The organism is Nocardioides okcheonensis (genome assembly GCF_020991065.1).
GTDB classification, from domain to species: domain Bacteria; phylum Actinomycetota; class Actinomycetes; order Propionibacteriales; family Nocardioidaceae; genus Nocardioides; species Nocardioides okcheonensis.
On the sequence record NZ_CP087710.1, the window covers coordinates 522451 to 548162 of the forward strand.

General features: G+C 70.9%; 16 protein-coding genes and 3 pseudogenes. 11 read left to right on the forward strand and 8 right to left on the reverse strand.

Features of this window, described 5'->3' with window-relative positions:
• The first annotated feature begins 58 nt into the window (after nucleotides 1-58).
• The 6 genes from LN652_RS02440 to LN652_RS02465 all read left to right on the forward strand — a co-directional run bounded on the left by LN652_RS02440 (nucleotide 59) and on the right by LN652_RS02465 (nucleotide 13461).
• Nucleotides 59-529, forward strand: coding sequence for a hypothetical protein (locus tag LN652_RS02440; protein WP_230443123.1), 471 nt, complete (start codon nucleotides 59-61; stop codon nucleotides 527-529).
• A complete protein-coding gene (locus LN652_RS02445) occupies nucleotides 526-10770 on the forward strand; it encodes a non-ribosomal peptide synthetase (protein ID WP_230443124.1) in 10245 nt (3414 codons plus the stop codon). Before LN652_RS02440 ends, LN652_RS02445 begins: the two co-directional genes overlap by 4 nt.
• 79 nt (nucleotides 10771-10849) lie before the next feature.
• Nucleotides 10850-11053 carry an MbtH family protein gene (locus tag LN652_RS02450; RefSeq protein WP_230443125.1) on the forward strand — a complete coding sequence of 68 codons (204 nt, stop codon included), beginning with the start codon at nucleotides 10850-10852 and terminating at the stop codon, nucleotides 11051-11053.
• Complete coding sequence (locus LN652_RS02455; protein ID WP_230443126.1) at nucleotides 11046-12059, forward strand: ATP-binding cassette domain-containing protein; 1014 nt, start codon at nucleotides 11046-11048, stop codon at nucleotides 12057-12059. The genes LN652_RS02450 and LN652_RS02455 overlap by 8 nt, the downstream gene beginning before the upstream one ends.
• Nucleotides 12056-12907, forward strand: a complete 852-nt coding sequence (locus tag LN652_RS02460) for an ABC transporter permease (RefSeq protein WP_230443127.1) — start codon at nucleotides 12056-12058, stop codon at nucleotides 12905-12907. Before LN652_RS02455 ends, LN652_RS02460 begins: the two co-directional genes overlap by 4 nt.
• Complete coding sequence (locus LN652_RS02465; RefSeq protein ID WP_230443128.1) at nucleotides 12904-13461, forward strand: 4'-phosphopantetheinyl transferase family protein; 558 nt, start codon at nucleotides 12904-12906, stop codon at nucleotides 13459-13461. Before LN652_RS02460 ends, LN652_RS02465 begins: the two co-directional genes overlap by 4 nt.
• A gap of 629 nt (nucleotides 13462-14090) precedes the next feature.
• Here the strand turns inward: LN652_RS02465 and LN652_RS02470 are convergent.
• The 3 genes and pseudogenes from LN652_RS02470 to LN652_RS02485 all read right to left on the reverse strand — a co-directional run bounded on the left by LN652_RS02470 (nucleotide 14091) and on the right by LN652_RS02485 (nucleotide 18568).
• On the reverse strand, nucleotides 14091-15344 hold the full coding sequence (locus LN652_RS02470; protein WP_230443129.1) for an IS110 family RNA-guided transposase: 1254 nt from the start codon (nucleotides 15342-15344) through the stop codon (nucleotides 14091-14093).
• A 279-nt stretch (nucleotides 15345-15623) separates the two neighbouring features.
• Nucleotides 15624-16720 (reverse strand): annotated as a pseudogene (locus tag LN652_RS02480) (ISL3 family transposase).
• 822 nt (nucleotides 16721-17542) lie between these two features.
• Nucleotides 17543-18568: an amidase domain-containing protein gene (locus LN652_RS02485; RefSeq protein WP_230443132.1), complete on the reverse strand. Its 1026-nt coding sequence runs from the start codon at nucleotides 18566-18568 to the stop codon at nucleotides 17543-17545.
• Between the two features lie 534 nt (nucleotides 18569-19102).
• Here LN652_RS02485 and LN652_RS02490 point away from each other — a divergent pair.
• On the forward strand, nucleotides 19103-19888 hold the full coding sequence (locus LN652_RS02490) for a hypothetical protein (protein ID WP_230443133.1): 786 nt from the start codon (nucleotides 19103-19105) through the stop codon (nucleotides 19886-19888).
• Between the two features lie 44 nt (nucleotides 19889-19932).
• On the opposite strand, the gene LN652_RS02495 is transcribed toward LN652_RS02490, so the two are convergent.
• Nucleotides 19933-20265: an RNA-binding protein gene (locus LN652_RS02495; protein ID WP_230443134.1), complete on the reverse strand. Its 333-nt coding sequence runs from the start codon at nucleotides 20263-20265 to the stop codon at nucleotides 19933-19935.
• A 737-nt stretch (nucleotides 20266-21002) separates the two neighbouring features.
• Between LN652_RS02495 and LN652_RS22100 the strand changes: the two genes are divergently transcribed.
• Both LN652_RS22100 and LN652_RS02500 read left to right on the forward strand, forming a co-directional pair.
• Complete coding sequence (locus LN652_RS22100; protein ID WP_407941516.1) at nucleotides 21003-21212, forward strand: ATP-binding protein; 210 nt, start codon at nucleotides 21003-21005, stop codon at nucleotides 21210-21212.
• 222 nt (nucleotides 21213-21434) lie between these two features.
• A pseudogene (locus LN652_RS02500) lies at nucleotides 21435-21849 on the forward strand (HIT family protein).
• Between the two features lie 4 nt (nucleotides 21850-21853).
• On the opposite strand, the gene LN652_RS02505 reads toward LN652_RS02500, so the two are convergent.
• From LN652_RS02505 to LN652_RS02520, 4 genes are all read right to left on the reverse strand, one after another.
• Nucleotides 21854-22099, reverse strand: coding sequence for a hypothetical protein (locus tag LN652_RS02505; protein ID WP_230443135.1), 246 nt, complete (start codon nucleotides 22097-22099; stop codon nucleotides 21854-21856).
• Nucleotides 22100-22134: 35 nt separating this feature from the next.
• The gene (locus tag LN652_RS02510) at nucleotides 22135-22467 is read right to left on the reverse strand and encodes a transposase (RefSeq protein ID WP_230443136.1); all 333 of its coding nucleotides are present in this window, start codon (nucleotides 22465-22467) and stop codon (nucleotides 22135-22137) included.
• Nucleotides 22395-22859, reverse strand: a complete 465-nt coding sequence (locus LN652_RS02515; RefSeq protein ID WP_230443137.1) for a hypothetical protein — start codon at nucleotides 22857-22859, stop codon at nucleotides 22395-22397. Before LN652_RS02515 ends, LN652_RS02510 begins: the two co-directional genes overlap by 73 nt.
• Before the next feature lie 552 nt (nucleotides 22860-23411).
• Nucleotides 23412-23762 carry a response regulator gene (locus tag LN652_RS02520; RefSeq protein ID WP_230443138.1) on the reverse strand — a complete coding sequence of 117 codons (351 nt, stop codon included), beginning with the start codon at nucleotides 23760-23762 and terminating at the stop codon, nucleotides 23412-23414.
• Between the two features lie 121 nt (nucleotides 23763-23883).
• On the opposite strand from LN652_RS02520, the gene LN652_RS02525 reads away from it, so the two are divergent.
• Both LN652_RS02525 and LN652_RS22105 read left to right on the forward strand, forming a co-directional pair.
• Nucleotides 23884-24765: a response regulator transcription factor gene (locus LN652_RS02525; RefSeq protein WP_230443139.1), complete on the forward strand. Its 882-nt coding sequence runs from the start codon at nucleotides 23884-23886 to the stop codon at nucleotides 24763-24765.
• A 53-nt stretch (nucleotides 24766-24818) separates the two neighbouring features.
• Nucleotides 24819-25607 (forward strand): annotated as a pseudogene (locus LN652_RS22105) (MASE1 domain-containing protein); the annotation flags it as partial.
• Nucleotides 25608-25712 lie beyond the last annotated feature (105 nt).

Consider the following 25712-nt stretch of genomic DNA (forward strand, 5'->3'; position numbering starts at 1 on the left):
AGATCCTCGACAGCCGGAACGCGTGAATATGCGTGGTCCGGCTGGTTCGCTCGAGAGCATGTCACCGAAGCGCTCCGCCCTGCTCACCCCCCTCGCCAGCGCGGCCCTCGTGGTCGTCAGCGCCGGCGTCGCCCAGGCCGACCAGCAGTCGCAGCTGATCGGCCTGCAGCAGCGAGACGGCTCCGGGAGCCAGCAGCTCGGCGTCCTGTCGTCCTCGGAGTCGGGCGACCGTCGCCAGTCGCAGCTCCTCGGCGCCCAGCAGGGCTCGGCGGAGGGCCAGCAGCAGGTCGGCATCGGGTCGCGGCAGACCGACGGCCTCGGCCGCGCGCAGTCCCAGCTGGTCGGTTCCCAGCAGCAGGACGCCGCCGGCAACCAGCAGCAGGCAGGGATCGGCCAGTCGCAGAGCGGCGGTTCTGCCCAGCAGCAGGCCGGAGCCCTTCAGCAGCAGTCCGGCACCGGGGAGGCGCCGTCGCAGGCCCTCGGCCTCGACCTCGACCTGACCGCCCTGACGACCTGGCTCGTCCGATGAGCGCCGCGCCCGGCTCCAGCGCCACCCGGCTCGAGCTCACGGCCGCCCAGCGCGGCCTCTGGTACGCCCAGCAGCTCGACCCGGACAACGTCGTGCTCAACATCGCGCACTACCTCGACGTGCCGGGGACCATCGACCCCAGCACCTACCGCAGCGCCTGGGTGACGACCGTCGACGAGATCGACGCCCTCCACGCGACGTTCGGCGAGGACGCAGACGGCCCCTACCAGCTGGTCGCCGACGGCGTCGAGTGGGACCTGCGGGAGGTGGACCTGCGCGACGAGTCCGACCCGGAAGCGTCCGCGCGCGCCTGGATGGACGCCGACCTGCGCTCCCTCGTCGACCTCGCCACGCCGCCGCTGATGACCCTCGCGCTGCTGCGCGTGGCCGACGACCGCACGTTCTGCTACCAGCGGATTCACCACCTCGTCCTCGACGGCTACGGCGCCACCCTGGCGATGCTGCGCGCCAACGCCGTCTACAACGCCCTGGTCAACGGCGCCGACCCCGGCGAGCCGTTCACCGGTCCGATCGCCGACCTGGTCGCAGACGACCAGGCGTACCGGGCCTCGGACCGCGCCGAGGACCGCGAGTTCTGGACCGACCTGCTCGGTGACCACCCCTCGCCGACCCTGCTGGCCGACCCGCCGCAGGGGCTCCCGGACCGCCTCATCCGGTGCACCCGCGACGTGTCGTCCGACGTCACCGAGGCGCTGTCCGTCGCCGCGAAGACCATGAAGGTCTCCCGCTCCACGCTGCTCATCGCCGCCTTCGCGGCGTACCTCCACCGCTTCACCGGCGAGCGGGACGTCGTCCTCGGGCTTCCCGTCACGGGTCGCCGCGGCAAGGTCGCCAAGTCGGTGCCGGGCATGGTGTCCAACATCGTGCCGCTGCGCCTCGACGTGCGCCCCGACACCCCGGTGACCGACCTCGCCGCCCAGGTGTCCCAGCGCGTCCGCGCCCTGCTCAAGCACCAGCGCTACCGGCCCGAGGACATCCGCGCCGACCTCGGCCTGGCCCGCGACGCCCGGCTGACCGGGCCCACCATCAACATCCTCCCGATCGAGGGCACCCTCGACTTCGGCGGCCACGCGGGCACCCTGCACAACCTGTCCGTCGGACCCGTCGACGACATGTCGGTCGTCGTCTCACGCGCCCCCGATGGCCAGGGCCTGCGGATCGACGTCGACGTCAACCCCGACCTCTACGACGTCACCGACCTCGAGGCCCACCTCGCCCGGTTCCTGGTGACGCTCGAGGCCATCGCCCGCGACCACGACTCCACCGTCGGCGCGATCCGGGTCGCCTCGGACGCCGACCTCTCGGTCATCAGCGACGCCACCCACGGCACCGCGGTCGACGTCGTGCAGCGCACCGTGCTCGACTTCTTCGAGTCCCAGGTCCGGCGCACCCCGGACGCGACCGCACTGGTCGCCACCGACTCCACCGCGAGCTTCAACGAGCTCGACCGCCGTGCGAACCGCCTCGCCCGGGCGCTCATGGACCATGGTGCGGGACCGGGCGCGGCCGTCGCCGTCGCGCTGCCCCGCCGCTCCCAGTTCGCGATCAGCCTGGCCGCGACCCACAAGGCCGGCGCAGTCGTGATGCCGGTCGACCCGGACTACCCCAGCGAGCGCATCGGCCACATGCTGGCCGACGTCAGGCCCCGCGTGGTGGTCACCGACCTCTCGGTCGCCGACCGGCTGCCCGAGCTCCCCGAGGGCGCCACCCTCCTGGTCCTCGACGACCCGGACGTCGTGGCCGAGGTCCTCGGTCACTCCAACGCCCCCGTGACCGACGAGGACCGCGGCGCCCACATCGGCGCCGACGACCCGGCCTACGTCGTCTACACCTCGGGCTCCACCGGTCGCCCCAAGGGCATCGTGGTGCAGCACCGCTCGCTGGTGAACCTGTTCGCCTCCCACAGCACCGAGATGTTCGCCCCCGCCCGTGCGGCCGTCGGCGGCCGCCCGCTGCGGGTCGCGCACATCACGCCGGTGTCCTTCGACGCCGGGTGGGACCCGATCCTCTGGCTGATCGGCGGCCACGAGCTGCACCTGGTCGACGAGCAGACGATGACCGACCCCGAGGCACTGGTGGACTTCCTCGTCGCGCACGAGATCGACTTCGTGGAGACGACGCCCACCTACATGGAGCAGCTCGTGTCGTCGGGCCTCCTCGGAGCCGCCGGCGACTCCATCCGCGTCCTCGCGCTCGGCGGCGAGGCCGTCGGGCGCGAGCTGTGGGACCTGCTGGCGTCACGTGACGACCTGCTCGCCTACAACCTGTTCGGCCCGGCCGAGTCCACCGTCGACGTGGTCACCGCCCGCATCGAGCACCACGACTCCCCCGTCATCGGGCGACCCGTCGCCAACACGCGCGCCTACGTCCTCGACCCGGGCCTGCAGATGAAGCCGGTCGGCGCCGCAGGTGAGCTCTACCTCGCCGGCGCGGGCCTCGCCCGCTCCTACCTCGACCAGCCCGGCCGGACGGCTGAGCGCTTCGTCGCCGACCCCTACGGCGGCCCCGGGGACCGGATGTACCGCACCGGCGACGTCGCCCGCTGGCGCGCCGACGGGATGCTGGAGTTCGTCGAGCGCGTCGACGACCAGGTGAAGGTCCGCGGGTTCCGCGTGGAGCTCGGCGAGATCGAGGCGCGGCTCAACGAGCGCGACGACGTGCGCGCCGCGGCAGTCGTCGTGCGCGAGAGCAACGGCGTCCAGCAGCTCGTCGCGTACGTCGCCGGCGACCCCGACGCACTGGCCCCCTCCGACCTGCGGGAGACCGTCGCGGCGGCGGTCCCGGCCTACATGGTGCCGGCGCTCTACGTCGTGCTGCCCGTCATGCCGCTGACCCCCAACGGCAAGCTCGACCGCGACGCGCTGCCCGCCCCGACGGGCGAGGAGACCGCGGGCGGTGCCGGCCGGGAGCCGCAGACCCCGCACGAGCAGCTGCTCGCCGGTCTGTTCGCGGAGACCCTCGGGCTCGCCCGCGTGGGCGTCGACGACGACTTCTTCGACCTCGGCGGGCACTCGCTGCTCGCGACCCGGCTGGTCAGCCGGATCCGCAGCGCCGCCGGTGCGGAGCTCCCGATCCGCGCGCTGTTCGACCACCCGACCGTCGCCGCCCTCGCCCAGGAGCTCGCGGGCGCTGCGGAGAGCCGCGCCGAGCTGCGGCCGATGCCGCGACCCGACGTGCTCCCGCTGTCGTTCGCACAGCGTCGCCTGTGGTTCCTCAACCAGCTCGAGCCCGCCGGCGCGGCCTACAACATCCCTGCCGTCCTGCGCCTGTCCGGCGAGGTGGACGTCGCCGCGCTGGAGCACGCGGTCCACGACGTCGTCGCCCGACACGAGACCCTGCGGACCACGTTCCCCGAGGTGGACGGCGAGCCGCGCCAGGTCATCGCCGACCCGGACGACGTGGACCTCGCCGTGGTGACCGACGACCTCACCGGCGCCCCGGCCGACGGCCCGGGCTCGGTGGCCGCCGCGCTGCGCGCCGAGGCCGGCCGCGGGTTCGACCTCACCCGCGAGCTCCCGATCCGGGTCCGCGTCCTGCGCGTCGGCGCGCGTGAGCACGTGCTCTCCCTGGTCGTGCACCACGTGGCGGGCGACGGCTGGTCCCTCGGCCCCCTCGCCGCCGACCTGGCCACCGCCTACGGCGCCCGCGTCGCCGACGGGGTGCCGCCGGACTGGTCGCCGCTCCCGGTCCAGTACGCCGACTACACCCTGTGGCAGCGCGACCTCCTCGGCGACGAGGACGACCCGGACAGCGAGATCTCGCGCCAGCTCGACCACTGGACCCGGCAGCTGGCCGGGCTCCCCACCGAGATCGACCTCCCCCGCGACCGCGCCCGGCCCCGCGAGCGGGTCGAGGCCGACCCGACGGTGGACGCCCGGGTCGAGGTCCGGCTCGATCCCGACCTGCGCGACGCGCTGGCCGGCGTCGCGCGCGCCCACGACGTCAGCCTCTTCATGGTCGTCGAGGCGGCCCTCGCCACCCTGCTCGGCCGCCTCGGCGCCGGCACCGACGTCGCCATCGGCGTACCGGTCGCCGGCCGCACCGACGAGGCGCTCGACGCGCTGGTCGGCTTCTTCGTCAACACGCTCGTGCTGCGCAACGACCTGTCCGGCGACCCCACCTTCGACGGGCTCGTCGAGCGGGTGAAGTCCACCGCCCTGGACGCCTACGCGCACCAGGACGTCCCCTTCGAGCGCGTCGTCGAGGAGGTCTCGCCGGAGCGATCCCTGACCCGGCACCCGCTGTTCCAGGTGATGCTCGCCTTCCAGAACAACGACCCGGCCGACCTCGCACTGCCCGGACTCGACGTGTCGGTGGACGCGTCGGCCGGACCCGCGGGCGCGAAGTTCGACCTGTCCGTCGACCTCGGGGAGGTGGAGTCCCCCGACGGACGCACCACCATCGCCGGCGCGGTGGAGTACGACCCCGGGCTCTTCGACGCCGACACGGTCCGTGACCTCGTCGTCCGCCTCGAGCGGGTGCTGGCCGCTGTCGCCGCCGACCCCGGGGCCCGGATCAGCGACGTCGGGCTGCTCGACGACACCGAGCACGGCGAGGCGCTGCGGGCCACCGACCGCCGCGAGCACGCGCACCGCGGCACCGTGGTCGAGGCGTTCACCGCCACCGTCGCCGAGCAGCCCGACGACGTCGCGCTGCGCGCCGGTGACGAGCAGCTGACCTTCGCCGACCTCGACGCTCGCTCCGCCCGCCTGGCCTCCGTGCTCGTCGATGCCGGTCACACCGGTCAGCGGATCGGGGTCGCCCTCCCCCGCGGCGCCGACCTGGTCGTGGCGCTGCTCGCCGTGCTGCGCGCCGGCGCGGTCTACCTGCCGATCGACCTCGAGTACCCCCGCACCCGCATCGACCACATCGTCACCGACGCCGACCCGGTGCGGGTCCTCACCGACCGCGCGTCGGTCGAGCGGCTCCCCGACGGCACCCCCACGGTGCTGCTCGACGACCTGGCCGGCCGCCTCGCGGACCAGTCCCCCGTCGCCGCAGCGCTGCCGACCCCGGTGCCCGAGGACCCGGCGTACCTCACCTACACCTCCGGCTCGACCGGTCGTCCCAAGGGTGTCCTGGTCGACCACGGTGCGCTCGGGAACCTCCACGCCCACCAGCGCCGCACCCTCCACGACCCCACGGCCGAGAGCCTCGGCCGCCGGGTGCGCATGGCCCACACCACCGCGGTGTCCTTCGACGCCGCGTGGGACCCCATCCTCTGGCTGGTGTCCGGACACGAGCTGCACCTGGTCGACGACGACACGCGCCGCGACCCCGAGGCCCTGGTCTCGCTGGTGCGCGACGCCGGCATCGACGCGGTGGAGACCACCCCGTCCTACGTCCAGGCCCTGCTCGCGGAGGGCCTCGGCGACACCGGGCTGAGCCTGGCGCTGCTCGGCGGCGAGGCCGTCGGCCCCGCGCTGTGGCGCGAGCTGCGGTCGCACCCCACGATCCGGGGCGTCAACCTCTACGGCCCCACCGAGGCATGCGTCGACACCGTCGTCGCCGACCTCGCCGACAGCGAGACCCCGGTGCTCGGCTCGCCGGTCGACGGGGTCGCGGCCCACGTCCTCGACGCGGCGCTGCGCCCCGTCCCCGCGGGCGTCCCGGGCGAGCTCTACCTCTCCGGGGTGGCCCTCGCCCGCGGGTACGCCGGTCGGCGCGGACAGACCGCGGAGCGGTTCGTCGCCGACCCCTACGGTCCTCCCGGCTCGCGGATGTACCGCACCGGCGACCTGGCCCGTCGTGGGCGCGACGGGTCCATCGCGTTCGTCGGCCGCGTCGACGACCAGGTGAAGGTCCGCGGCTTCCGCGTCGAGCTCGGCGAGATCGAGTCCGTCCTGGCCGAGCAGCCGGGCGTTGCCGCCGCGGCCGTCGCCGTCCAGACCGACACCTCCGGCGCCGGCCGCCTCGCGGCCTGGCTCGTCCCGACCGCGGGCGCCGAGGTCGACGTCGAGGCCGTCCGCACCGCGACGGGCGCGGCGTTGCCCGACTACATGGTCCCCGTCGCCTGGGCCACGCTCGAGGCGCTCCCGCTCACGCCCAACGGCAAGCTCGACCGTGACGCGCTCCCCAGCGCCGACGTCGTCCACGCCGGGCGGGAGGCGAGCACCGACGCGGAGCGCACGCTCGCACGGATCTACGCCGAGGTGCTCGGCCTCGACGAGCCCGCCCCGGCGGACGCCGGGTTCTTCGACCTCGGCGGCCACTCGCTGCTCGCCACCCGCCTGGTCAGCCGGATCCGCTCGGAGCTCGGGGTGGAGGTCGGCGTCCGCGCCCTCTTCGAGTCCCCCAGCGTCGAGCAGCTGGCCGCCCACCTCCCCGCGGCGGGCCGCGCCCGGCGCGCGGTCACCGCGGGCGCGCGACCCGAGCTCGTCCCGCTGTCGTGGGCCCAGCACCGGCTGTGGTTCCTCAACCGGCTCGAGGACACCAGCGCGGCCTACCACATCCCGCTCGCCGTGCGGCTGCGCGGCGACCTCGACGACGACGCTCTCGAGGCCGCGCTGCGCGACGTCGCCGCGCGCCACGAGGTGCTGCGGACCACGCTCCCCGAGACCGACGGCCGGCCCCACCAGCACGTGCACGACGACGTGGACCTCGTCCTCGAGCGGCTCACCGTCGCCGAGGCCGACCTCGCGGACGCGCTGCGCCGACGGGCCGCGACGCCCTTCGACCTCGCGATCGACCGGCCGCTGCGCGCCTCGCTGCTCGCCGTCTCCGCCGAGCAGGGTGCCGGCGACCACGTGCTGCTGCTGGTCGTCCACCACGTCGCGGCCGACGGCTGGTCGCTGGGTCCGCTGGGCCGCGACCTCGCCGAGGCCTACGCCGCCCGCGTGGCCGGCCACGCCCCCGAGCGTGAGCCGCTCGCCGTGCAGTACGCCGACCACGCCCTGTGGCAGCGCGACGTCCTGGGTGAGGCCGACGACGAGGACAGCCAGCTGGCCACCCAGCTCGCCTGGTGGTCCGAGCAGCTGGCCGGGCTGCCCGCCGAGCTCGACCTGCCCACCGACCGGCCCCGCCCGGTCCGGGGCAGCGACGCAGGTGGCGAGGTCCGGTTCTCGCTGGGCGCGGACCTGCACGCCCGCCTGGTCGACTTCGCGCGTCGTCACGACGCGAGCACGTTCATGCTGCTGCACGCGACCCTGGCCGCGCTGCTGACCCGGCAGGGCGGCGGGCACGACGTGCCGCTCGGCACCCCCGTGGCCGGGCGCGACGACGAGGCCCTCGACGAGCTCGTCGGGTTCTTCGTCAACACCCTCGTCCTGCGCACCGACACCGCCGGCGACCCGACGCTGCCGGAGCTGCTGGACCGCGTGCGGCGCACCGACCTCGACGCGTTCGCCCACGCCGACCTGCCGTTCGAGCGGCTGGTCGAGGAGCTCGCGCCGGAGCGGTCGCTCTCGCGCCACCCGCTCTTCCAGGTGATGCTCACCGCGAACGCGACGACCCCGGGCGACCTGGGCCTCGCCGGCCTGGAGTCCGAGGTCCTCGACGTGGCCGGCGGGTCCGCCAAGTTCGACCTGTCGTTCTCGGTCGCCGAGCACCACGACGACGGCTCCCCCGCCGGCATCGGTGCCGTGCTCGAGTACGCGGTCGACCTGTACGACCACGCGTCGGCCCGGGCGCTCGCCGAGCGCTGGGTGCGCCTGCTCGACCGCTGGCTGGACGCCCCGTCGACGCCGCTGACCGCTGTGCCGCTGCTGACCAGCGCCGAGCGGGCGGCCGTCGTCCCCCGTGCCACCGAGAGCGAGGTGTCGAGCACCGTGCTCGACACCTGGGCGCGGACCGTCGAGGCGAAGCCCGACGAGGCGGCCCTGGTCACGACCGGCGAGGGCGGCACCGAGACGCTGACCTTCGCCGAGGTCGCCGAGCTGGCCGACCGGCTCGCGGGCCTCCTGGCCCGCCGCGGGATCGGGCGCGGCGACGGCGTCGGCCTTGCGGTGCCGCGCTCGGTCGGCAGCATCGTGGGCCTGCTCGGGATCCTGCGGTCGGGGGCGACGTACCTGCCCATCGACCCGACGCAGCCCGCGGGCCGGATCGAGGCCGTCACCAGGGCCGCGTCACCGGTGCTGGTCCTGGACACCGACGACCTCGACGCGCTCGTCGCGGGCACCGACGCGGTGCCCGTCCTGCCGCAGACCTCGACGCTGCCCGACGGGCCACGACCCGGCGACGCGGCGTACGTCCTCTTCACCTCCGGCTCGACCGGGGAGCCGAAGGGCGTCGTCGTCGAGCACGGCTCGCTCGCCGCGCTGCTGGCACACCACCGTGAGGTCCTGTTCGGACCGGCCGAGGACTCCGCCGGCCGGAGGCTCCGCGTCGCACACACCACTGCGGTCACCTTCGACGCGTCGTGGGACCCGGTGCTGTGGATGGTCGCCGGCCACGAGCTGCACCTGGTCGACGACGACACGCGGGTGGACCCCGAGGCGCTGGTGGCGCTGGTCGCCGAGCGCGGGATCGACGTGCTCGAGACCACGCCGTCCTACGTCGCCGAGCTCCTGCGCCTGGGCCTGCCCGACCTCGCGGTCACCGCGCTCGGTGGCGAGGCGGTCGGGGACGACCTGTGGCGCGAGCTCGCCGCGCGTCCCGGCCGGGCGGTCAACCTCTACGGCCCGACCGAGTCGACCGTCGACGCCGTCGTCGCCGACCTGGCCGCGACCGACCACCCCGTGATCGGCGCTCCCGTCGCCGGCACCCGGGCCCTGGTGCTCGACGACCGGCTGACGCCGGTCGCACCGGGCGTGCTCGGCGAGCTCTACCTGGCCGGGGCCGGGCTGGCGCGCGCCTACCTGGACCGCGCGGGCCTGACGGCCGAGCGTTTCGTCGCAGACCCCTACGGTCCTCCCGGCTCCCGGATGTACCGGACCGGCGACCGGGCCCGCTGGACCGCCGACGGAGACCTCGCCTTCGCCGGGCGGGTCGACGAGCAGGTCAAGGTGCGCGGGTTCCGCGTCGAGCCCGGGGAGGTCGACGCGGTGCTCGCTGCCGTCCCCGGCGTGGCCCGGGCGGCCACCGTCGCGGCGACCGACGCATCAGGGTCCACGACGCTCGCGTCCTACCTGGTGCCCGAGGAGGGTGTCGTCCTCGACGTCGACGCCGTGCGGACAGCCGCGGCCGAGCGGCTGCCGGACTACATGCTCCCGAGCGCGATGGCGGTGCTCGACGAGCTGCCGCTCACCGTGCACGGCAAGCTGGACCGGCGTGCGCTGCCGGAGCCCGAGGCGGTCGGCGCCGCTGGCGGGACCCCGCCGCGGACCCCGCGTGAGCGGGTGCTCGCGGCGATCTTCGCCGAGGTCCTCGGGGTGGCCGAGGTCGGCGTCGACGACAGCTTCTTCGCCCTCGGCGGCCACTCGCTGCTCGCCACCCGCCTGGTCTCCCGGATCCGCAGCGCGACGGACCAGGAGCTGGCGGTGCGGGCGCTCTTCGAGACTCCGACCGTTGCGGGCCTCGCGGCCCGCCTCGACGGCGAGACGGCGGACGGGTCCGGGCTGGACCGGCTCCTGACGCTCCAGGCCGAGGGAGACGGAGCCCCGCTGGTCGCGATCCACCCGATCTCCGGCCTGGCCTGGCCCTACGCCGGGCTGGTGCCGCACGTGACCGACCGACCGCTGGTGGGCCTGCAGGCGCCCGGGCTGTCCGGCGACGAACCGCTGCCGGCCGACCTCGACGAGCTGGTGACCGGGTACGTCACGGCGCTGCGCCGCGCCCACCCCCACGGCCCCTACGCGCTGCTGGGCTGGTCGCTCGGCGGCGTCCTGGCGCACCGGGTCGCGGCGCGGCTGCTGGAGGAGGGCGAGGAGGTGGAGCACCTGCTGCTCCTGGACTCCTACCCCGACGCGGTTCCGATCGAGGTCGACCCGCACGACACCAGCGCTGCCCTGGCCGCGTACCGCGAGGCCCAGGGCGGCTCGGTCGACGCGCTGCTCGACCTGCTCGGCCCCGACGGCACCCAGCGCCTCGCGCGCGGTGTCGCCGCGGTCGGCGACGCGCTGCGGGCGGCCGACGAGGCGCCCACCATCGTCGTGCCGACCACGCTGGTCGCCGCGACGCCGGGCCCCGACGGTGCGGCGCTGGCCGACCGGTGGGCGCCCCTCGTCGGCTCGCGGCCCACCGAGCACGTCGTGGACCACGCGCACTTCGACCTGATGGACCCCGCGGCGCTCGCCGACGTCGGCCCTGTGATCAGGGACACCCTGCGGGGGGCACACCGATGACGGGGCGGCCACGAACCACGGGTGAGGCACGGCGATCCCGTTGCCGCATCACCGCCCACCCCACCCGAGGAGCAGCGAGATGACCAACCCGTTCGAGGACACCGACGCCCGCTACTGCGTGCTCGTCAACGCCAAGGGACAGCACTCGCTGTGGCCGGTCTTCGTCGCCGTGCCCGAGGGCTGGCAGGCCGAGCTCGAGGACGCCACCCGCGACGACGCGATGGCGTGGATCGAGGACAACTGGGACGACCCCGCCACGCTGGGGGTCGCGGTCGGTGGCTGACTCGATCGCCGCCCCCGTCCTTCCCATCGGCCCGGCCCAGACCCGGCCCGCGCTCCGGGCGAGCGGCCTGAGGAAGCGCTTCGGCGACCACCAGGTCCTCGACGGCGTCGACCTCGAGGTCGCTCCGGGATCCGTCCACGCCCTGCTCGGGCCGAACGGCGCCGGCAAGACCACGACCGTCCGGATCGTCTGCGGCCTGCTGCGCGCCGACGAGGGCCGCGCGGAGATCGCCGGCCACGACGTCGTCGCCCACAGCCGTGCCGCCCGCGGGGCCCTCGGCCTCTCGGGGCAGTACGCCGCCGTCGACGAGCACCTGACCGGGTTCGAGAACCTGCACCTGCTCGGGCGGTTGTACGGCATGTCCCGCCGCCGCGCGGCCGACCGCGCCGACGAGCTGCTCGAGCGCTTCCGGCTCTCCGACGTGGCCGGTCGCCGCTCCGGGCTGTACTCCGGCGGCATGCGCAGGCGCCTCGACCTCGCCGGCGCCCTGGTGGCCCGCCCGCAGGTCGTCGTGCTCGACGAGCCGACCACCGGGCTGGACCCGCGCAGCCGCCTCGACATGTGGGCCGTCATCGAGGACCTCCTCGTCGACGGCGTCGCCGTGCTGCTGACCACTCAGTACCTCGAGGAGGCCGACCGGCTGGCCGACCTGATCACGGTGATCGACCGCGGCGTCGTCATCGCACGGGGCAGCGCCGAGGAGCTCAAGGAGCAGGTCCAGGGCGCGACCATCGCGCTGCGGGTCCGCCACGACAGCGGCCTCGCCGCCGCCGCCCGCGCCCTCGAGACGGTCGGCGTCGGCACGGCGTCGGTCGACCCCCGCACCGGACGCGCCACCGTGGCCACCGACCGCGGCCCCGAGGTGATGGCCGACCTGCTGGCCCACCTGTCCCGGGACGAGGTGGAGCTCATCGACCTCGGCCTGCACCGCAGCTCACTCGACGACGTGTTCCTGGCGCTGACCGGGCACGGCGCCGGCGACCCGAAGGACGGAGGCACCGCATGAGTGCCGTTCCCACCGAGACCCGGTCGGGCACGTCGGAGGCGACGCTGCTCGCCGCCGCGGCCGAGACCGTCCGCAACGGCTACGTGCTCACGGGGCGCAACATGCGCCACGTGGCCCGCATCCCGGGCCGGATCACCACCGGCCTGGTGCAGCCGATCATGTTCGTGGTGCTGTTCGCCTTCGTGTTCGGCGGCAGCCTGGGCGGCGAGGACTACCGCCGGTTCCTCATGGCCGGCATCTTCGCCCAGAGCATGGTCTTCAACGCCTCCTTCACGACCGTGGGGCTCGCGAACGACCTCCAGAAGGGCATCGTCGAGCGGTTCCGCTCGCTGCCGATGTCGCCGCTGGCGGTCATCCTCGGGCGCACCGTCTCCGACATGGTCGTCGGCGTCGCCACGCTCGTCGTGACGGCGCTGTGCGGGCTGCTCGTCGGCTGGCGGGTCGAGGGCTCTGCCGGCGACGCGCTGGTCGCGTTCGGCGTGCTGGTCCTGTTCGGCTTCGCGATGTCCTGGGTCGGCGCGACGGTCGGCGTCTTCGCCCGCACCGTCGAGGTCGCGCAGAGCGCCGGGCTGATCTGGCTCTTCCCGCTCTCCCTGATCTCCACCGCCTTCGTGTCGGCCGAGAACATGCCGACCCCGCTGCGCGAGTTCGCCGCGTGGAACCCGGTCTCCGCGGTCGCCACCTCGGTGCGCGACCTGCTCGGCAACCCGACGCCGGCCAGCCTGCCCCAGCCCGACGCCTGGTCGCTCCAGCACCCGACGCTGTACGCCGTCCTGTCATCGCTGGCCGTGCTGGCGGTCTTCATGCCGCTGGTGCTGGCGCGGTACCGGAGGCTGACGCGCGGGTGAGCCTGAGCCCCGCCGTCCCCGGTACCGACGCCGTCGCCGTCCGGATCGCACCGGCGGGCACCCCGCCCCACGACCTGCTCCGCGAGCTGGGCGCGGGACGGGTGACCCGACGGCCGGGACGGGCGCCGCTGGCGGAGAACGGGCACGTCAGCGTCTCCCGCACCGACGGCCTGGTCGCCGTCGCGCTGGCCGACCGCCCGGTGGGCATCGACGTCGAACGGGTGCGACCACTGCCCGACCTCGACCAGCTGGTCCGCGATCACCTCGGCGCTGGCGACGCCGCGGCCGTGCGTGCGGCGCCCGATCCCACGCGTGCCTTCTACGCGGTGTGGACCGGTCTGGAGGCCCTGCTCAAGGCCGAAGGGGTGGGCATCGTCGACGGCCTCGACCCCAGCCCGGAGCTCCGTGCCAGGTGGCAGGTCCTGTCCGTGGACGTCGGCGCGGACCACAGCGCCGCACTGGCCGTCCCGTCCGACTCCTTCGCAGCATCGAACCCAACCCTCCCCGGCCGCAGCAGCCCGCACCAGGCGTTCGGCTCGTTCCCGGTCCCGTGAACGGGCCACGAGTCACATCTGGGTCAGGCAGAGGCACGGATCCACGACACGTGGTGCAGGTCTGAAGCCCCTGCTCCCGCGATGACCGAGGTCGGACCTGCGACGTCCCCGGCCCACGAACGGATCCAGAGCTCGTGTGGCTCAATCGTCAGTGGCCTCCGACCCGCGTCTTCCGCAGGTCAGAGGCCACTTCTCGGTCGGGCTGACAGGATTTGAACCTGCGACCCCCTGAGACTCAGCATGCACAACGCCAAGGACGTCGATTCTCTGACAGCGTTTGAGCAAAGTGGCTCTGACCTGCACAAACGCGGACAGGTGATCGACGGGACAGAGTGGCTTTCTTGGCTGGAGAGGGCCTGTTTTGACTGCTTTCGAGAGGGTTTACGGTCCATAAACGGTCCACGGCTCAAGTCGCTCGCGCTCCCCCATCTCTTTGCCAAAGTCGGTTCCAGACAGGGTCGAGCTCAACCACGAACGTCGTGCGGGCCAGCCGCAGGTGGACGCGGGCAAGCGCGAGCCGTGCGAGGACTCAGGTCTCCGCGCGCGATCATTCAGGAGACCCAGAGCCGCGTTCCCCGCGGTTCCCGCTGTGACCGAGATGAAGCATCCGGATCTGGCACCCCTCTGTGTCAAGACGCAGCAGGGAGTGGGGTTCTAGGGTGTTGTCTGGCGGGTCCGGGAAGTGACTTGTCCGAAGAGTTGGTGTGGGGCTGTGAGCCGGCCGCGCTGGAGTCAGAGTCGTCGCCCCGTTGTCCTCCCGGGCCCGTCCTCGTTCCCCTGTTCGTCGTCGCACCGGTGGCGCGGACGGCGTCGTTGAGCATGGTCTGGAAGACGATGTCGGACAGCCGACGCTTCACGCACCGCATGGCTTCCATGGGCGCCTTGCCGTCGGCCTTCTTGCGGTCGTAGTAGGCACGGCCTTCGGTCGGATTGCGCAACTGCACGCGGGCCATGGTGTGCAGGACCCGGTTGATCTGCCGGTTGCCCTTGCGCGACAACCGGTGCCGGACCTGGTCGCCGGAAGAAGCGTCGAGTGGTGCGGTGCCGTTCCAAGACGCGAAGTGGGCCTTGTTCGGGAACCGGGTGATGTCACCGACCTCGACCAACAGCCTGGCGGCACCGGTGGGTCCGATGCCGTGCAGGTCCAGCAGCGTGGTGCCGGTGGCCTTCACCAGCTCGGTGAGCTCCTTGTTCGCTTCCTTCTTCCGGGCGTAGATCCGCTCGAGGTCCGCGACGAGCTCAGCAGCGACACGTCGTCGGGTCTTGCCGACCAGGTCGCGCGGCCGGACCTTGGCCAGCAGCGCCTTGGCCTGGGCGGCGGACAGGTCGCGCTTCGCACCGCCGGGGATCAGCTCGAGCAGCAGTTGATGCAGCTGTGAGGTCTTGCGGGTGTGCTCCTCGCCGAGCGAGCGTCGCCGGTCGACCAGGAGCCGCAGCACGGCGAGCTGCTCGTCGTTGACGACCGGACGTAGCCCGGTCATCCGGGTCCCGACGAGTGCGATGGAGTGAGCGTCAGTGGCGTCGGTCTTGCGGCCCTGCCCAGTCGCGAACACCCGCGCTCGTGCGGACAGCTTCGGTGGCACGTCGACGACTTCCTCACCCGCGGCGAGCAGTCGGATCGCGACGTGGTGCCCGATCCCGGAGCAGCCCTCGATCGCCCAGACCCGGTCGGGGAACCGGCTGACATAGCGCTCCATCTCGGCGAACCCGCCTTCGTCGGTGGCATACCGGCCGCCACCCAGGACGGTCTCGTCGGCCGTCATCACTTCGATCGTGACCGACCGCTTGTGTGGGTCCATCCCGATCACCACCTGACTCTTCACGTCGTCCATCTGCTCCTCCGATGCTCGAACCACTGTTGGGTTGTCGAGCCGGGAGGGCAACGCTGCTTCGAGCTGGGCAAACCCCTCTTGAGCCTCTCCTGGCCCTGGCGACGCCCGGGCTAAGCAGGCCAAATGAGAGCCACACGACCAGCATGGGCAGCCGAAATGAGAGCGACAGCCCGGGCGCCTGAACCGAGCCTCGCCAGACCCGGTCCTGCCGTCAATGAAACAAGCAGCCGAGATCCGAATGGCACACCAACGGCATCGATAGTCGCACCCCACATCTGACCGAAGGAGCACCGACGGCCAATGACCAGCGACATCACAATCGGGCTCTTCCTACCTGAGGTGGGGGTGGGCGAGTCCGCCGCCGATGAGCAGCATGCGTAGTCGGTAGTGCTCGCGGTTGCGGAAGCCGCGGGCGACGCGGCGGTGGAGCTCGATGAGCCCGTTGATCGCCGCTGTCCCGCCGTTGGAGGCTCGGCCGGTGTCGAAGTAGGCCAAGAACGCCGCACGCCACTGCTTCAGTGTCTTCCCTAGTCGCTTGACCTCGGGGATCGGGCAGGTGGGAAGCGAAGTGATGAGGTCCTCGGCGATCCGTCGGCCTTCGGTGGGTCCTTCGCTCGGTAGGCGGCGCGGAGTTTCTGGGCGCACGACCAGGCGACGAGGACTTCATCGTGCCGCTCGTCGGCAGCGATTGCGCGGTCGAGTCGGGCTCGTTGGCGGCCGGTGAGCTTCTCCTGGCCACAGCGCAAGATCGTGCGGATGCCGTAGAGCGGGTCGTTCTTGCGGCCGCGGTGGCCGTGAATCTCCTGCTGCACTCGACGTCGGACCTCCTCGACGGCCTGAGTGCCGAGCTTGACCACATGGAAGGCGTCAAGCACCGCGGTCGCGTCCTCGAGTTGGTCGTCGATGGCGTTCTTGTAGCCGTAGAACGCGTCCAAAGTGGCGACCTCGACGCCGTCGCGGAAGCCCTCACCGCGTTCGGTGAGCCAGTCGCTGTACGCCTTCCCGGTGCGGCCCGGCACCAGGTCCAGCAGCCGGGCCTTGGGCTTCCCGCTCTCGTCGGGTGTGAGGTCGACCATCCCGGTCAGCAACTTGGGTCCGCGGCCGCCGTCTTCGATGGGGAACTCGGACACGTGGTGCCACACGTGCTCATCGACGCCGAGCCGCTGCACACCGGCGAACCGGTCCTCGTCATCGGCCATCGCCTGCAGCAGGGGTCGGATCGAGGACCACACGGTGTTCCACGTTGTGCCGAGTTGCCGCGCCAGGCCTGCGATCGAGGCGTGCTCGCGGCGGATCTGGTTGATCGCCCACCAACACGCCCGTGTCGTCAGCAGCGCTCGTGGCGCCGCGATCTCGGCGTCCTGCTCGGTGAACACCTTCGTTGGGCACAAGGGCTCCTGGCACCGCCAGGTCCGCTTGCGCCACATCGACGTCGACCTCGACGGCCGTGACGTGCAGGCCCTCGAGCCCAACGAGCAGGTCGCAGCGCGAGCAGTAGGGCGAGTCGTGATGGCAGCGCGCAGCAGAACGCGCCGTAGGACGCGCCGTAGGCTCGGACAACGTCGAGGCCTTCCGGTCCGGTGTGCTTAGTCGCCACCGATCTTGAGAGCCTCGACTCCTCTCATCCGGACATCACGTCGTCGGCGCGCCGCTCACCCCGCCGGAACTAGAAACAGCCCCATATTCGAAGCGATCGACAGGTACCAGAGCTCGTCGCGCTCGCGAACCGGCGGGGGTGACCCGGACGTGGATGAACCCGCGACTCAGCGTGGCGAAGTGCCACGCGCCGCTCCGCTTGCTTCGTCCACGCCACGAGCACGGCGTCCCCGCCAGCTGAGGGCCGACGCGCCCGACACGAGGACAAGGACGCCGCCGGCGTAGCGCCAGCGAGCTGCTCGGCGGCATGACTCAGTAGTGTTCTGCATCGCGGAAGTCGTGTCGGGACCGACTGGATCCGGCTCGTTGACGGCGTTCAACGTGGTGTTCGAACACTGTACGTCTTCGCTGCTCCCCGGCACGGCCAGCGGCATGAGCAGCACGTACCCCCACGCGACCCCGATCAGGATGGTGATAAGGCCACTGATCATGGGCCGATCACCTCGACGACGCCACACCACAACTGCAACAGCCCCGACCACGAAGATGGCTACCGCGGTCCAGGATCCGAGAACGTTCCACATGTGACGCTGCCTTCCAGATCTGTCGCCTCGGTGTGCCGGACCGAGTCCGGCACACCGAGGTGGGTGGGCCTAACCGCGGAACTCGCGCAGGCCGAACCACTTCACGTTGGGGTTCGAACCGTCGACGATCGCCTTCCACGTCGGCAGAAGCATGTTGTGCCTGTTGGACGTCTTCTGGCTGATACGCGGCGTCCCGTCGGCGGTCCGCCCAGACACGCCGGCGACATGGTTGATGACCCCATCGCCTTCCCAGTCCATGAAGTACGTGCTTCCCGGCTGTGCGTTCCAGATGTTCGACATCACCCTCAGGCCCTTCTTGTCCCGAGCGTAGAAGTACAGGACCCTCGCGGTAGCCCAGGTGTCCGTAGCGCCCGCAGGTCCAGTGAGGTCGTAGTCCCAGTTGTTGGTGTCATTCGGATTCACACCACCGGTCACGTACCAGCCCGCCTGGTGGTATGCCTGCGAGATGAAGTTCGCGCAGTTGTTGCTGAACTTCGGGTACCCGGACGGCATCGTCTCGTCCCCGTACGCGGTCCAAGTGAGCAGGTAGTTCCGGAAGATGCTCGGGTCGATGTCGACGCCGTTGCGCCTTTCGGTCTTCCGGTGCACTGCTCGATCAGGAGTAGATGCCGGCTGCGTCGTGGACGACTCGAAGCTCTCGGGCAATGAAGGCCCAGTACCCTCATCGGCGGACGCCTGGCCCTCGGGTGTCACGTCGTACTTTGCCAGCCTCACCTTGGAATCTGACTGCGTGCCCGCCTCAGTCACGACGTAGTTGTAGGTGTCAGTCATGCCGACGTTCGTCGACGTCCCATCCGTGGGGTCGTACTCGACCCACGTGCGTTCGATGGTCGCCTCGACCAAGAAACGCTCTGGTCCACCGGGAGCGTCAGCAATGTTGGTCACCGTAGTGGCGACGTCCGCCGAACTGTCGGTGACGTCGAGTCCGGCGTCGGCGACGGTCCCGCGCAGCATCATCGCCCGGTTGACCATCTCTTCGGCGACCGAGTTCGAGATCCGAGCTCGCTTGGACAGGCGGGCCGCTAGACGTGGCGAAACGGCATTGTGCTCCCACACCTGGGTCTCGGCGGTCACCAACTGGTTGATAGCCGCGATGGCGTTGCCTACCTCGCCAGCGGTCGGTGCCGGATTCGAAGGCACGGCCGAGGCGGTTGGCGGCGCCAAGACCGTCGTTACCCCCAAGCACGCGACACTCGCGAACCCAACACTGATCTTGAACCTGGACAATGTTGTCCCCCGATTTCTGTGAGAGCGCCCCATCGGCGATGCGCAGAGCCGGAGAGTAGCGCCCGCGACGCACGGTTGGGAACGAACGCCACGCGGTGCGGCACCGAAGCGCACTGGTCGAAGATCCGGTCGACCACGCCCTCTTGAGCGGCTCAACCGTGGGGTCAAACGGCGCGCAGCAGTCTCCGCCGTAGGCTCGGACAACGTCGAGACCTTCCGGTCCGGTGTGCTTGGTCGCCACCGATCTTGAAGGTCTCGACGCCTCTCACCCGGACATCACGCCGTCGGCGCGCCGCTCACCGCCCCCACCGGAACTCGGAAGAGCCCACAATCGGCAGTCGTCGCGATAGCGATCACGCGACGGATGAGGTGTCATGTTCTATGAAGAACATTCGGGTCGGCCTCGTTGCAGATCCAGCCGCACCGACCGCGATCGCACGGCGGATGCGTGACGTGAGTCCGCCTCACGGGGACGTCTCGTGGGACATCACGGTGATGAGTGAACCGTTCACGACCGGCTCTGAAGACGTCGAGACCGCCGTGGGCCGATTGCAGGACCGGGCCCGCGAGCGGGAGTGGGATCTCGTGGTCGGCCTGACCGAGCTCCCGCTTCACGACGATGAAGGTCGACACCTGCTGGTCCAGACCGACCGAGCGCAGCGGACCGCAGTGCTCTCCCTGCCAGCACTTGGCGGGATCCGGACACATGCTCGATCGCGTCGAGCGGTGCGATCACTTCTCAGCGCCATGTCGGAGCCCAAGACCGAGGACGGAGAGCAACGGGTCGTCCTGCCTCAGTTCGGTGGCCGGTGGCGCCTGCTCCTGGGCATGGTGCTCGCCAACCGTCCGTGGTTGCTCGTCCCGGGCTTGAAGTCTGCGCTCGTGGCAGCCCTGGCGACCGGGGCTGTGGCGACGGTCAACTCGACGGTCTGGCTACTCGCGGACTCGCTGTCGTGGTGGCGCCTCGTGGAACAGGCAGAGGCGTCCACATGCAGCGCGACAACCATCGATTCCGATATCGGCTCTGCGCGTTCGCATGGCGTTCTCGATGGACGCCCCTCGAACGTTCGCGAACTCGCCGCCGAGCTCGTGGAACCGGCCCGGAGCGAGGCATCCCTGCTTGCGGCTGGGCGGACCTGCCGCACAACACACTCCTGGGTGCCCTAGACCGACGACTGCCCCCGCTTGCGCCGCGGGTTGCAACTGAAGTGTTACCCGCAATCTTCGCCTTGCACCTCCATGATGTGCGCCATTGCGTCGAAGTGATCGGCTATTGCACTCCATTCCGCAATGTTCCGACGGCAACTGTCGGCCTGGCCGCGGAGGACGGATGCGAGACGAACCGCGTTGCCCTGCTGCAAGTGGTATTCGATCTGGCCAAGGAGATTGACCTCGTGCACCCTCTTGGCTGACTCAAGCACAGCCAACAAGTGTTCGAGAACCTGCCGCTGAGCATGCGGCGGAAGCTGACTTCCCGCAGGTTCGCCCATGTCGTCCATGTCGTCCACGTCGTCCACGTCGTCCACGTCGTCCATCACCTTCATGCTCCGCCCGAGAGTGCGCTTCCGCCACGAGTCTCAGCCTTGAATCGCTGATCCGGTACGCGGAACGACAACAGGTCGGTCGTCGCTTGGCATCCGCACTCCGTCACTGATGCCACCACCCAATGCACCCGTCACGTTATCGTCTCAGCCTGTCGGACCATGCCGTGAGGTCACGCCTTCGATTCTGCACATGTTCCGCGGCCCTACGCCGCGCAACGCCACTTCGATGAGGTCCGCCGCTTAGATGCCGTCGTCCATGCCTAAGGCGTTCGACGCGAGCGTCCACCCCCCACGGTCCCATGCGCATCGAGGCGAGTCGGCCACGACTCGCACCCCTTACGCACGGGGTCGAGAAGACGCGGGACGTGGACGACCTCCGCGCTGCCGCCTCGCTGGACGCATCCGACTCGTGCGTGCAGCGAGGTGTACACCGCTCCACGCGCCAAGAACCTGCAAGTCCAGCCGTCCAGCCCGTCACCGCCTTGACAGTTTCGTGAGGCAGCGGGTGACGCCGCGGAGTCCGTCGCCCGCACCCGCCCGGTCACCTTGGACGGCGAGGTCGCGCACGGGCTGCAGATAGCTGCTGACCGGCAGGCCTCACCCGCGTCCTCGCCAACCTGATCGTCAACGGGATCCGACACACCGCGGCCGACGGGACCGTCCACGTCGCCGCGCGTGGGGTCGCTGGGTCGAGCTAACCGTCACCGACGACTGCGGCGGCATCCCCGACGCCGAGCGTGAGTGCCTCTGGGGGTCGGCTACCGAGGCACCGCCGCGCGCACTCCCGAGGACCCGCGCTCCAGGACGTGCACACTTCGCGCGCAGGACTTGGCCTCGCCATCGTCAATGGCATCGTCGAGGCTCACCGCGGCACGGTCTCCGCGGAGAACCTCGCACCGACAGGGAGCCGTTTTCGAGTCGCCGTACCCGCTGTCCCTAACGACTGATGCGGAACCGCCCGCGCGCCCCCGTACCCGTGAACGTCACGAAGCCGCTGCTCTGGTGCTGTTCACCGCGGCGCGCGCATATGCCGCGTGTCGCCTAGCGTGGATACAACACGCTGAAGCTCGTCTCGCATGATGAGGATGCGAGCCGTAGGCACCTGTCCGACCGTTGGCCTTCTCGACGAACGTGGGACGGTAGTGGAAGCCGGTCTGAGGAGGTATGTGATGGCGAGCAGCTTTGATGACTGCGTGTTCTGCCGAGTGCTGCGAGGGGAGCTCCCCTCAACGGTGGTCTTCGAGGACGAGCACACTCTCGCCTTCCTCGACATCGCGCCAGCGACAGATGGGCACACGCTGGTGGTTCCCAGGCGCCACACCGAGGACCTGCTCCCTGACGCCAGAGGACCTTTCTGCAGTCATCCGGTCAGCGCAAGCCGTGGCGCGGATCCTCGAGAACCGACTCCAGCCCGACGGTTTCAGCCTCTTCCAGTCCAACCGAGAGGCGGGCTGGCAGGACGTTTTCCACCTTCACTTCCACGTCGTCCCGCGCTGGACCGGCGACCCTCTCCGGCTGCCGTGGACGGGTGTTCCTGCGTCGGCGGAACGAACGGCTCAAGTCGCCGCCCGCCTGGGCGTCTAGGCGTTCAGCGCAGGCTAGGGGCGCTGCGGGAGTCGACGTGCTTGCGCTGCTCGGCGGGGTGGCCGCGGCGGGCGTCAAGATGTTCGCGCATGACGGTCGTCCATGCGTCGTGGTCGACCCAGCCGTTCCGCTTGGCCGCTAGGAGCTTGAGCAGGGCGTCCGCGCGGCGCTTGTTCGTCAGCCGCGCGGCTCGGTCGCCGAGGCTGAGCTCAAGGGTGCGGAAGAACTGCTCGAGCGGGCCTGTGGACACGGGTAGCCGTCGCTCGGGTCAGCACGCGCGAACGCCTAGGTACGGATGAGGCCGTCGAACTTTACGGCGGCGTTCTCTGCGGCGGCATAGCCCACATTGGCCGCGGCACGCGTGCGCAACAGCGTCCGGTAGGCGTCCCAGTTCTCCTCCGACAGCTGGGCGTGCTTCAGCTTCCCGTGCAGCGGGTCGGTGAGGTCCTGCTGTACGACGGAGGGGAACTTGTCGGCCAAGTTCCGCTGCAGGTGCCACGCACATCGCCACTTCTCTGCGTCCGGCCAGGCCTTGCGGACGCCATTCACCACGGCGCCGCCGCCGTCGGTGACGACCCACTGCGGCTGCCCATCGAGGGTGCCGAGCAGGCGTACCACGCTGCGGCGTTGAGCTTGGAAACGGCCTCGACCGCAGCCACGATCGAGCAGCCGCGGCCGTCGCGGGCCATGACGCCCAGGACGTAGAAGGCCAGGACGTAGAAGGCCAGGGCGGAAGAGCCGTCGCCGAGGCGGTGCTTGAACGTGTCCTCGTCGAGAACGACAGCGGTGGACCAGGCCGTGGGTGCATACGCCGACCAGATCACCGGGGCGAACACGTCGACCCAGTCCGACACGAGTTGGCCGTGCTGGGTCGCCGGCGGCAGCTTGGTCTTCCCGTTCGAGCCCGTGCCCTGGCGCTTCTCAAGCGGACGGCCAGCGCGATCCCGCACCATCGCTGCCGTGCTGCGGTAGCTGGCACCGACCGCGACCTGGGTCAGCGCCCACGCCACGTCTCGCGCGGAGAAGCCGTCCAACCGGGGCGCTGGCTGACCCTCCCAGGTTGGAGCGTGGTCTGGCACTCGGCGCACGAGTGCGCCTCCCCGGCATTGCTCGTGATGCGTAGCAGGGTCTCCGTGAACCGGTGGCGCTCACCCGTCTTCGGTTGGCACCACCACCGCTGCCGGCGCTGGCCTTCGCGTCCGTACCAACCAGCACGAACGAAGGTCGAGTTCATGTGCCTCTTGTCCGGGCAACTGAGAGTTTCTATCGAAACTCAAGCGTGCCACATCCCCGCTAGGCGACATACGTCGTATGCACAAGAATGAGCAGTTCTAGGCCTTGTGGTGCTGATGCGACGACTTCCCATACGGGAGCCGGGGTCCAGGCATCCCGCGCCCGAACCCCGCCACCCCCCGATTCCCCCGAACCATCGCCGAGATTACCCAATCTGGGGTAGGCCGAGAAGGCCTCTGCGGGATCGGTCTAGTCCTCAGCGCGCCGCAGGGCAGGCGCGACCGGGCGCTAGTGCGCCCGTTGCCGGAAGGACTCGGGACCACCCACACTCAGAAGGAGAGGAGCCGGCGCACGACGTGGAGCAGCCCCGGGGCGTCAAAGGGCTTCTCGACGAAGGCGTCGACCGAGTCGGGATGGCAGTACCTCAGCCGTGTGGTTCCGGAGACGAGCACGAAGCGGGTCTTGCACTCGCTGGCACGGACGGTGGCTGCCACCTCGAGACCTTCCATCCCGGGCAGCTCGTGATCCAGCACGCAGAGGTCGAACTTGCCCGTCACCAGCATCCGGTGGGCGTCCCGGCCGTCGGAAGTCGTGGTTACTTGGTGGCCGTCGCGCCGCAGCAGGGTCGCCACGAGGTCGAGCACGTCCGGGTCGTCGTCGGCAGCCAGCACCTTCGCCATGGGTCGATCCTCGCGGGCGATGCGTCCTCATGTGCGCCCTGGCGCACCATCCTTGTGAAGCCGGCGTGAAGGCGATCGGAAGTTGTTCCGAGACCGGCGCATCGGACGTATCGTCCTGCTCATGGCGCTCGCTCTCGTTGTCGAGGACGACCCGCTGGCGCAGCGGATGCTCTCGGAACTTCTCCCTGCTCTCGGTCATGGCGTGCTGGTCTCGGGAAGTGGGCGCGAGTGCTTGGAGATGGCGGCGGCTCATCGACCCGATGTCATCCTTCTCGACCTTGGGCTGCCCGACGTGCCCGGCACGGCCGTCATATCATCGCTTCGGCAGTGGACCGACACACCGATCGTGGTCGTTTCAGGCAGCCGCCAGATTCGCCGCAAAACCGAAGCGCTCGATGCAGGTGCCGACGACTTCATCGACAAGCCATTCGACGTGAGCGAACTGCGAGCCCGGATCGGTGTCGTCGAACGTCGTCTCGACGCATCCCAGCAAGGTGTCGCCCGTCGTCGGTTCGCCGACGTGGAGGTGGACTACCGAGCTCGACGCGTCCACCGCGGCACTCGCGAGGTGCGTCTGACTGAGACCGAGTGGCTGATCCTCGACGTGCTGAGTCGAGAGCCCGGCCGCGTCGTGACGCGTCGGTGGCTGTCGGCGCGCGTGTGGGGATCCCACGCCGGCTCCGAGACGCACCCGTCCTTGAGGGCCCACGTCAAGGCCCTGCGCGCGAAGCTCGGCGACGACGCCCGTGACCCTTCCTTCATCCGAACGGAGACCGGAGTTGGATATCGATGGGTCAGCGCCCCTGCCCCGCTGCCCGCTACGTCAGTCGACGACCTCGCCACACGGCTGCATCTCCTCCGCGATGACCTGCGCCGATGGCTGCAGACCAGCACGGATCCCGGAGGGGACTGCGAGCCCGCCGAACGGGTGATAAGCCTGCTTGACGACGTGGCGAACGAGATCGACGCCATGGAAGGCCGTGATTTGAGCGAGGAGGCGTGACGGGGTCAACGGGCGTCGGACTGGGCGTAGCCGGCCACCGGCGGCTCGCTGCGGTGTTCTTCGCGGTCGCCTATGGCTTTGCGTCGCTCCTCGGACGCGCCACCGTCCTACCGGGGGGGACCGTCAGCCTCGTGTGGCCGGCCGCCGGCGTCGCCGTGCTGTGGCTCCTGTGGTCCAAACGATCGCGTCCCGTGCTCGCAGTCCTTGCCGTCGAGCACGTGGCCGTCCTCCTCATCACTGGCGCATCGCCGACCCTCGCTGCCGCGGCGACGGTGTCGACGGTCGTCCAGGCCGCGGTGGCTGTCAGCCTGCTCCGGCGCTGGCTTCCTGAGCTGCTCGGCTCTGCCGGGCACACGAGCATCCATTCGTTGCACCTGCTCGCCAGAGGGACCGGGGCCGTGATCCTCGCCTGCGGTGCGGGAGCGCTGGTCGGCGTCGCTGGACTCTTGCTTGACAGCGGCACGGTCACGTGGCAGGACGCAACCCTGTGGTTCGGTCGCCAGGTGGCCGGAGTGATGGTCGTCGGGAGCGTCGGCCACCTGACGTGGGAGCGCTTCGCCGGCCACGCCGAGCGCGTGGTAGCCAGGAGCGTGCCAGCGCGAGTCGAACTGGCAGCGCTGTGGGCCGTCTCACTGACGGTGTACCTGTCGGTGTTCTCGAGCCCACTCCCCCTCGCCTATGCCACCATCCCGTTGTCAGTCTGGTGCGCCGTGAGGTTCTCGACCTACGCCGCCGCCGTTCATGCCGCAACGCTGGGCACCATGGCGGTGTGGTTGACCCTCAACGGACGCGGACCCTTCTCGGGGCTCGCCGACATGGCGGTCGCCGCACTTCTTACCCAGGGCTTCGTCATGGTCGCGCTCGTCACTTCGCTGGCGCTCGGCAGCGTTCGCGATCAACGAGAAGCCGTCCTCGTCCGGCTCGCTCATGCAGAACGCACGGCCGCG

Bases quoted from the DNA above. Each gene is read 5' to 3' on its own strand.
- LN652_RS02490 (WP_230443133.1), top strand. From the start codon at position 19,103: ATGAAGAACATTCGGGTCGGCCTCGTTGCAGATCCAGCCGCACCGACC.
- LN652_RS02445 (WP_230443124.1), top strand. From the start codon at position 526: ATGAGCGCCGCGCCCGGCTCCAGCGCCACCCGGCTCGAGCTCACGGCC.
- LN652_RS02495 (WP_230443134.1), bottom strand. From the start codon at position 20,265: ATGAAGGTGATGGACGACGTGGACGACGTGGACGACGTGGACGACATG.
- LN652_RS02520 (WP_230443138.1), bottom strand. From the start codon at position 23,762: ATGGCGAAGGTGCTGGCTGCCGACGACGACCCGGACGTGCTCGACCTC.
- LN652_RS02440 (WP_230443123.1), top strand. From the start codon at position 59: ATGTCACCGAAGCGCTCCGCCCTGCTCACCCCCCTCGCCAGCGCGGCC.
- LN652_RS02450 (WP_230443125.1), top strand. From the start codon at position 10,850: ATGACCAACCCGTTCGAGGACACCGACGCCCGCTACTGCGTGCTCGTC.
- LN652_RS02460 (WP_230443127.1), top strand. From the start codon at position 12,056: ATGAGTGCCGTTCCCACCGAGACCCGGTCGGGCACGTCGGAGGCGACG.
- LN652_RS02525 (WP_230443139.1), top strand. From the start codon at position 23,884: ATGGCGCTCGCTCTCGTTGTCGAGGACGACCCGCTGGCGCAGCGGATG.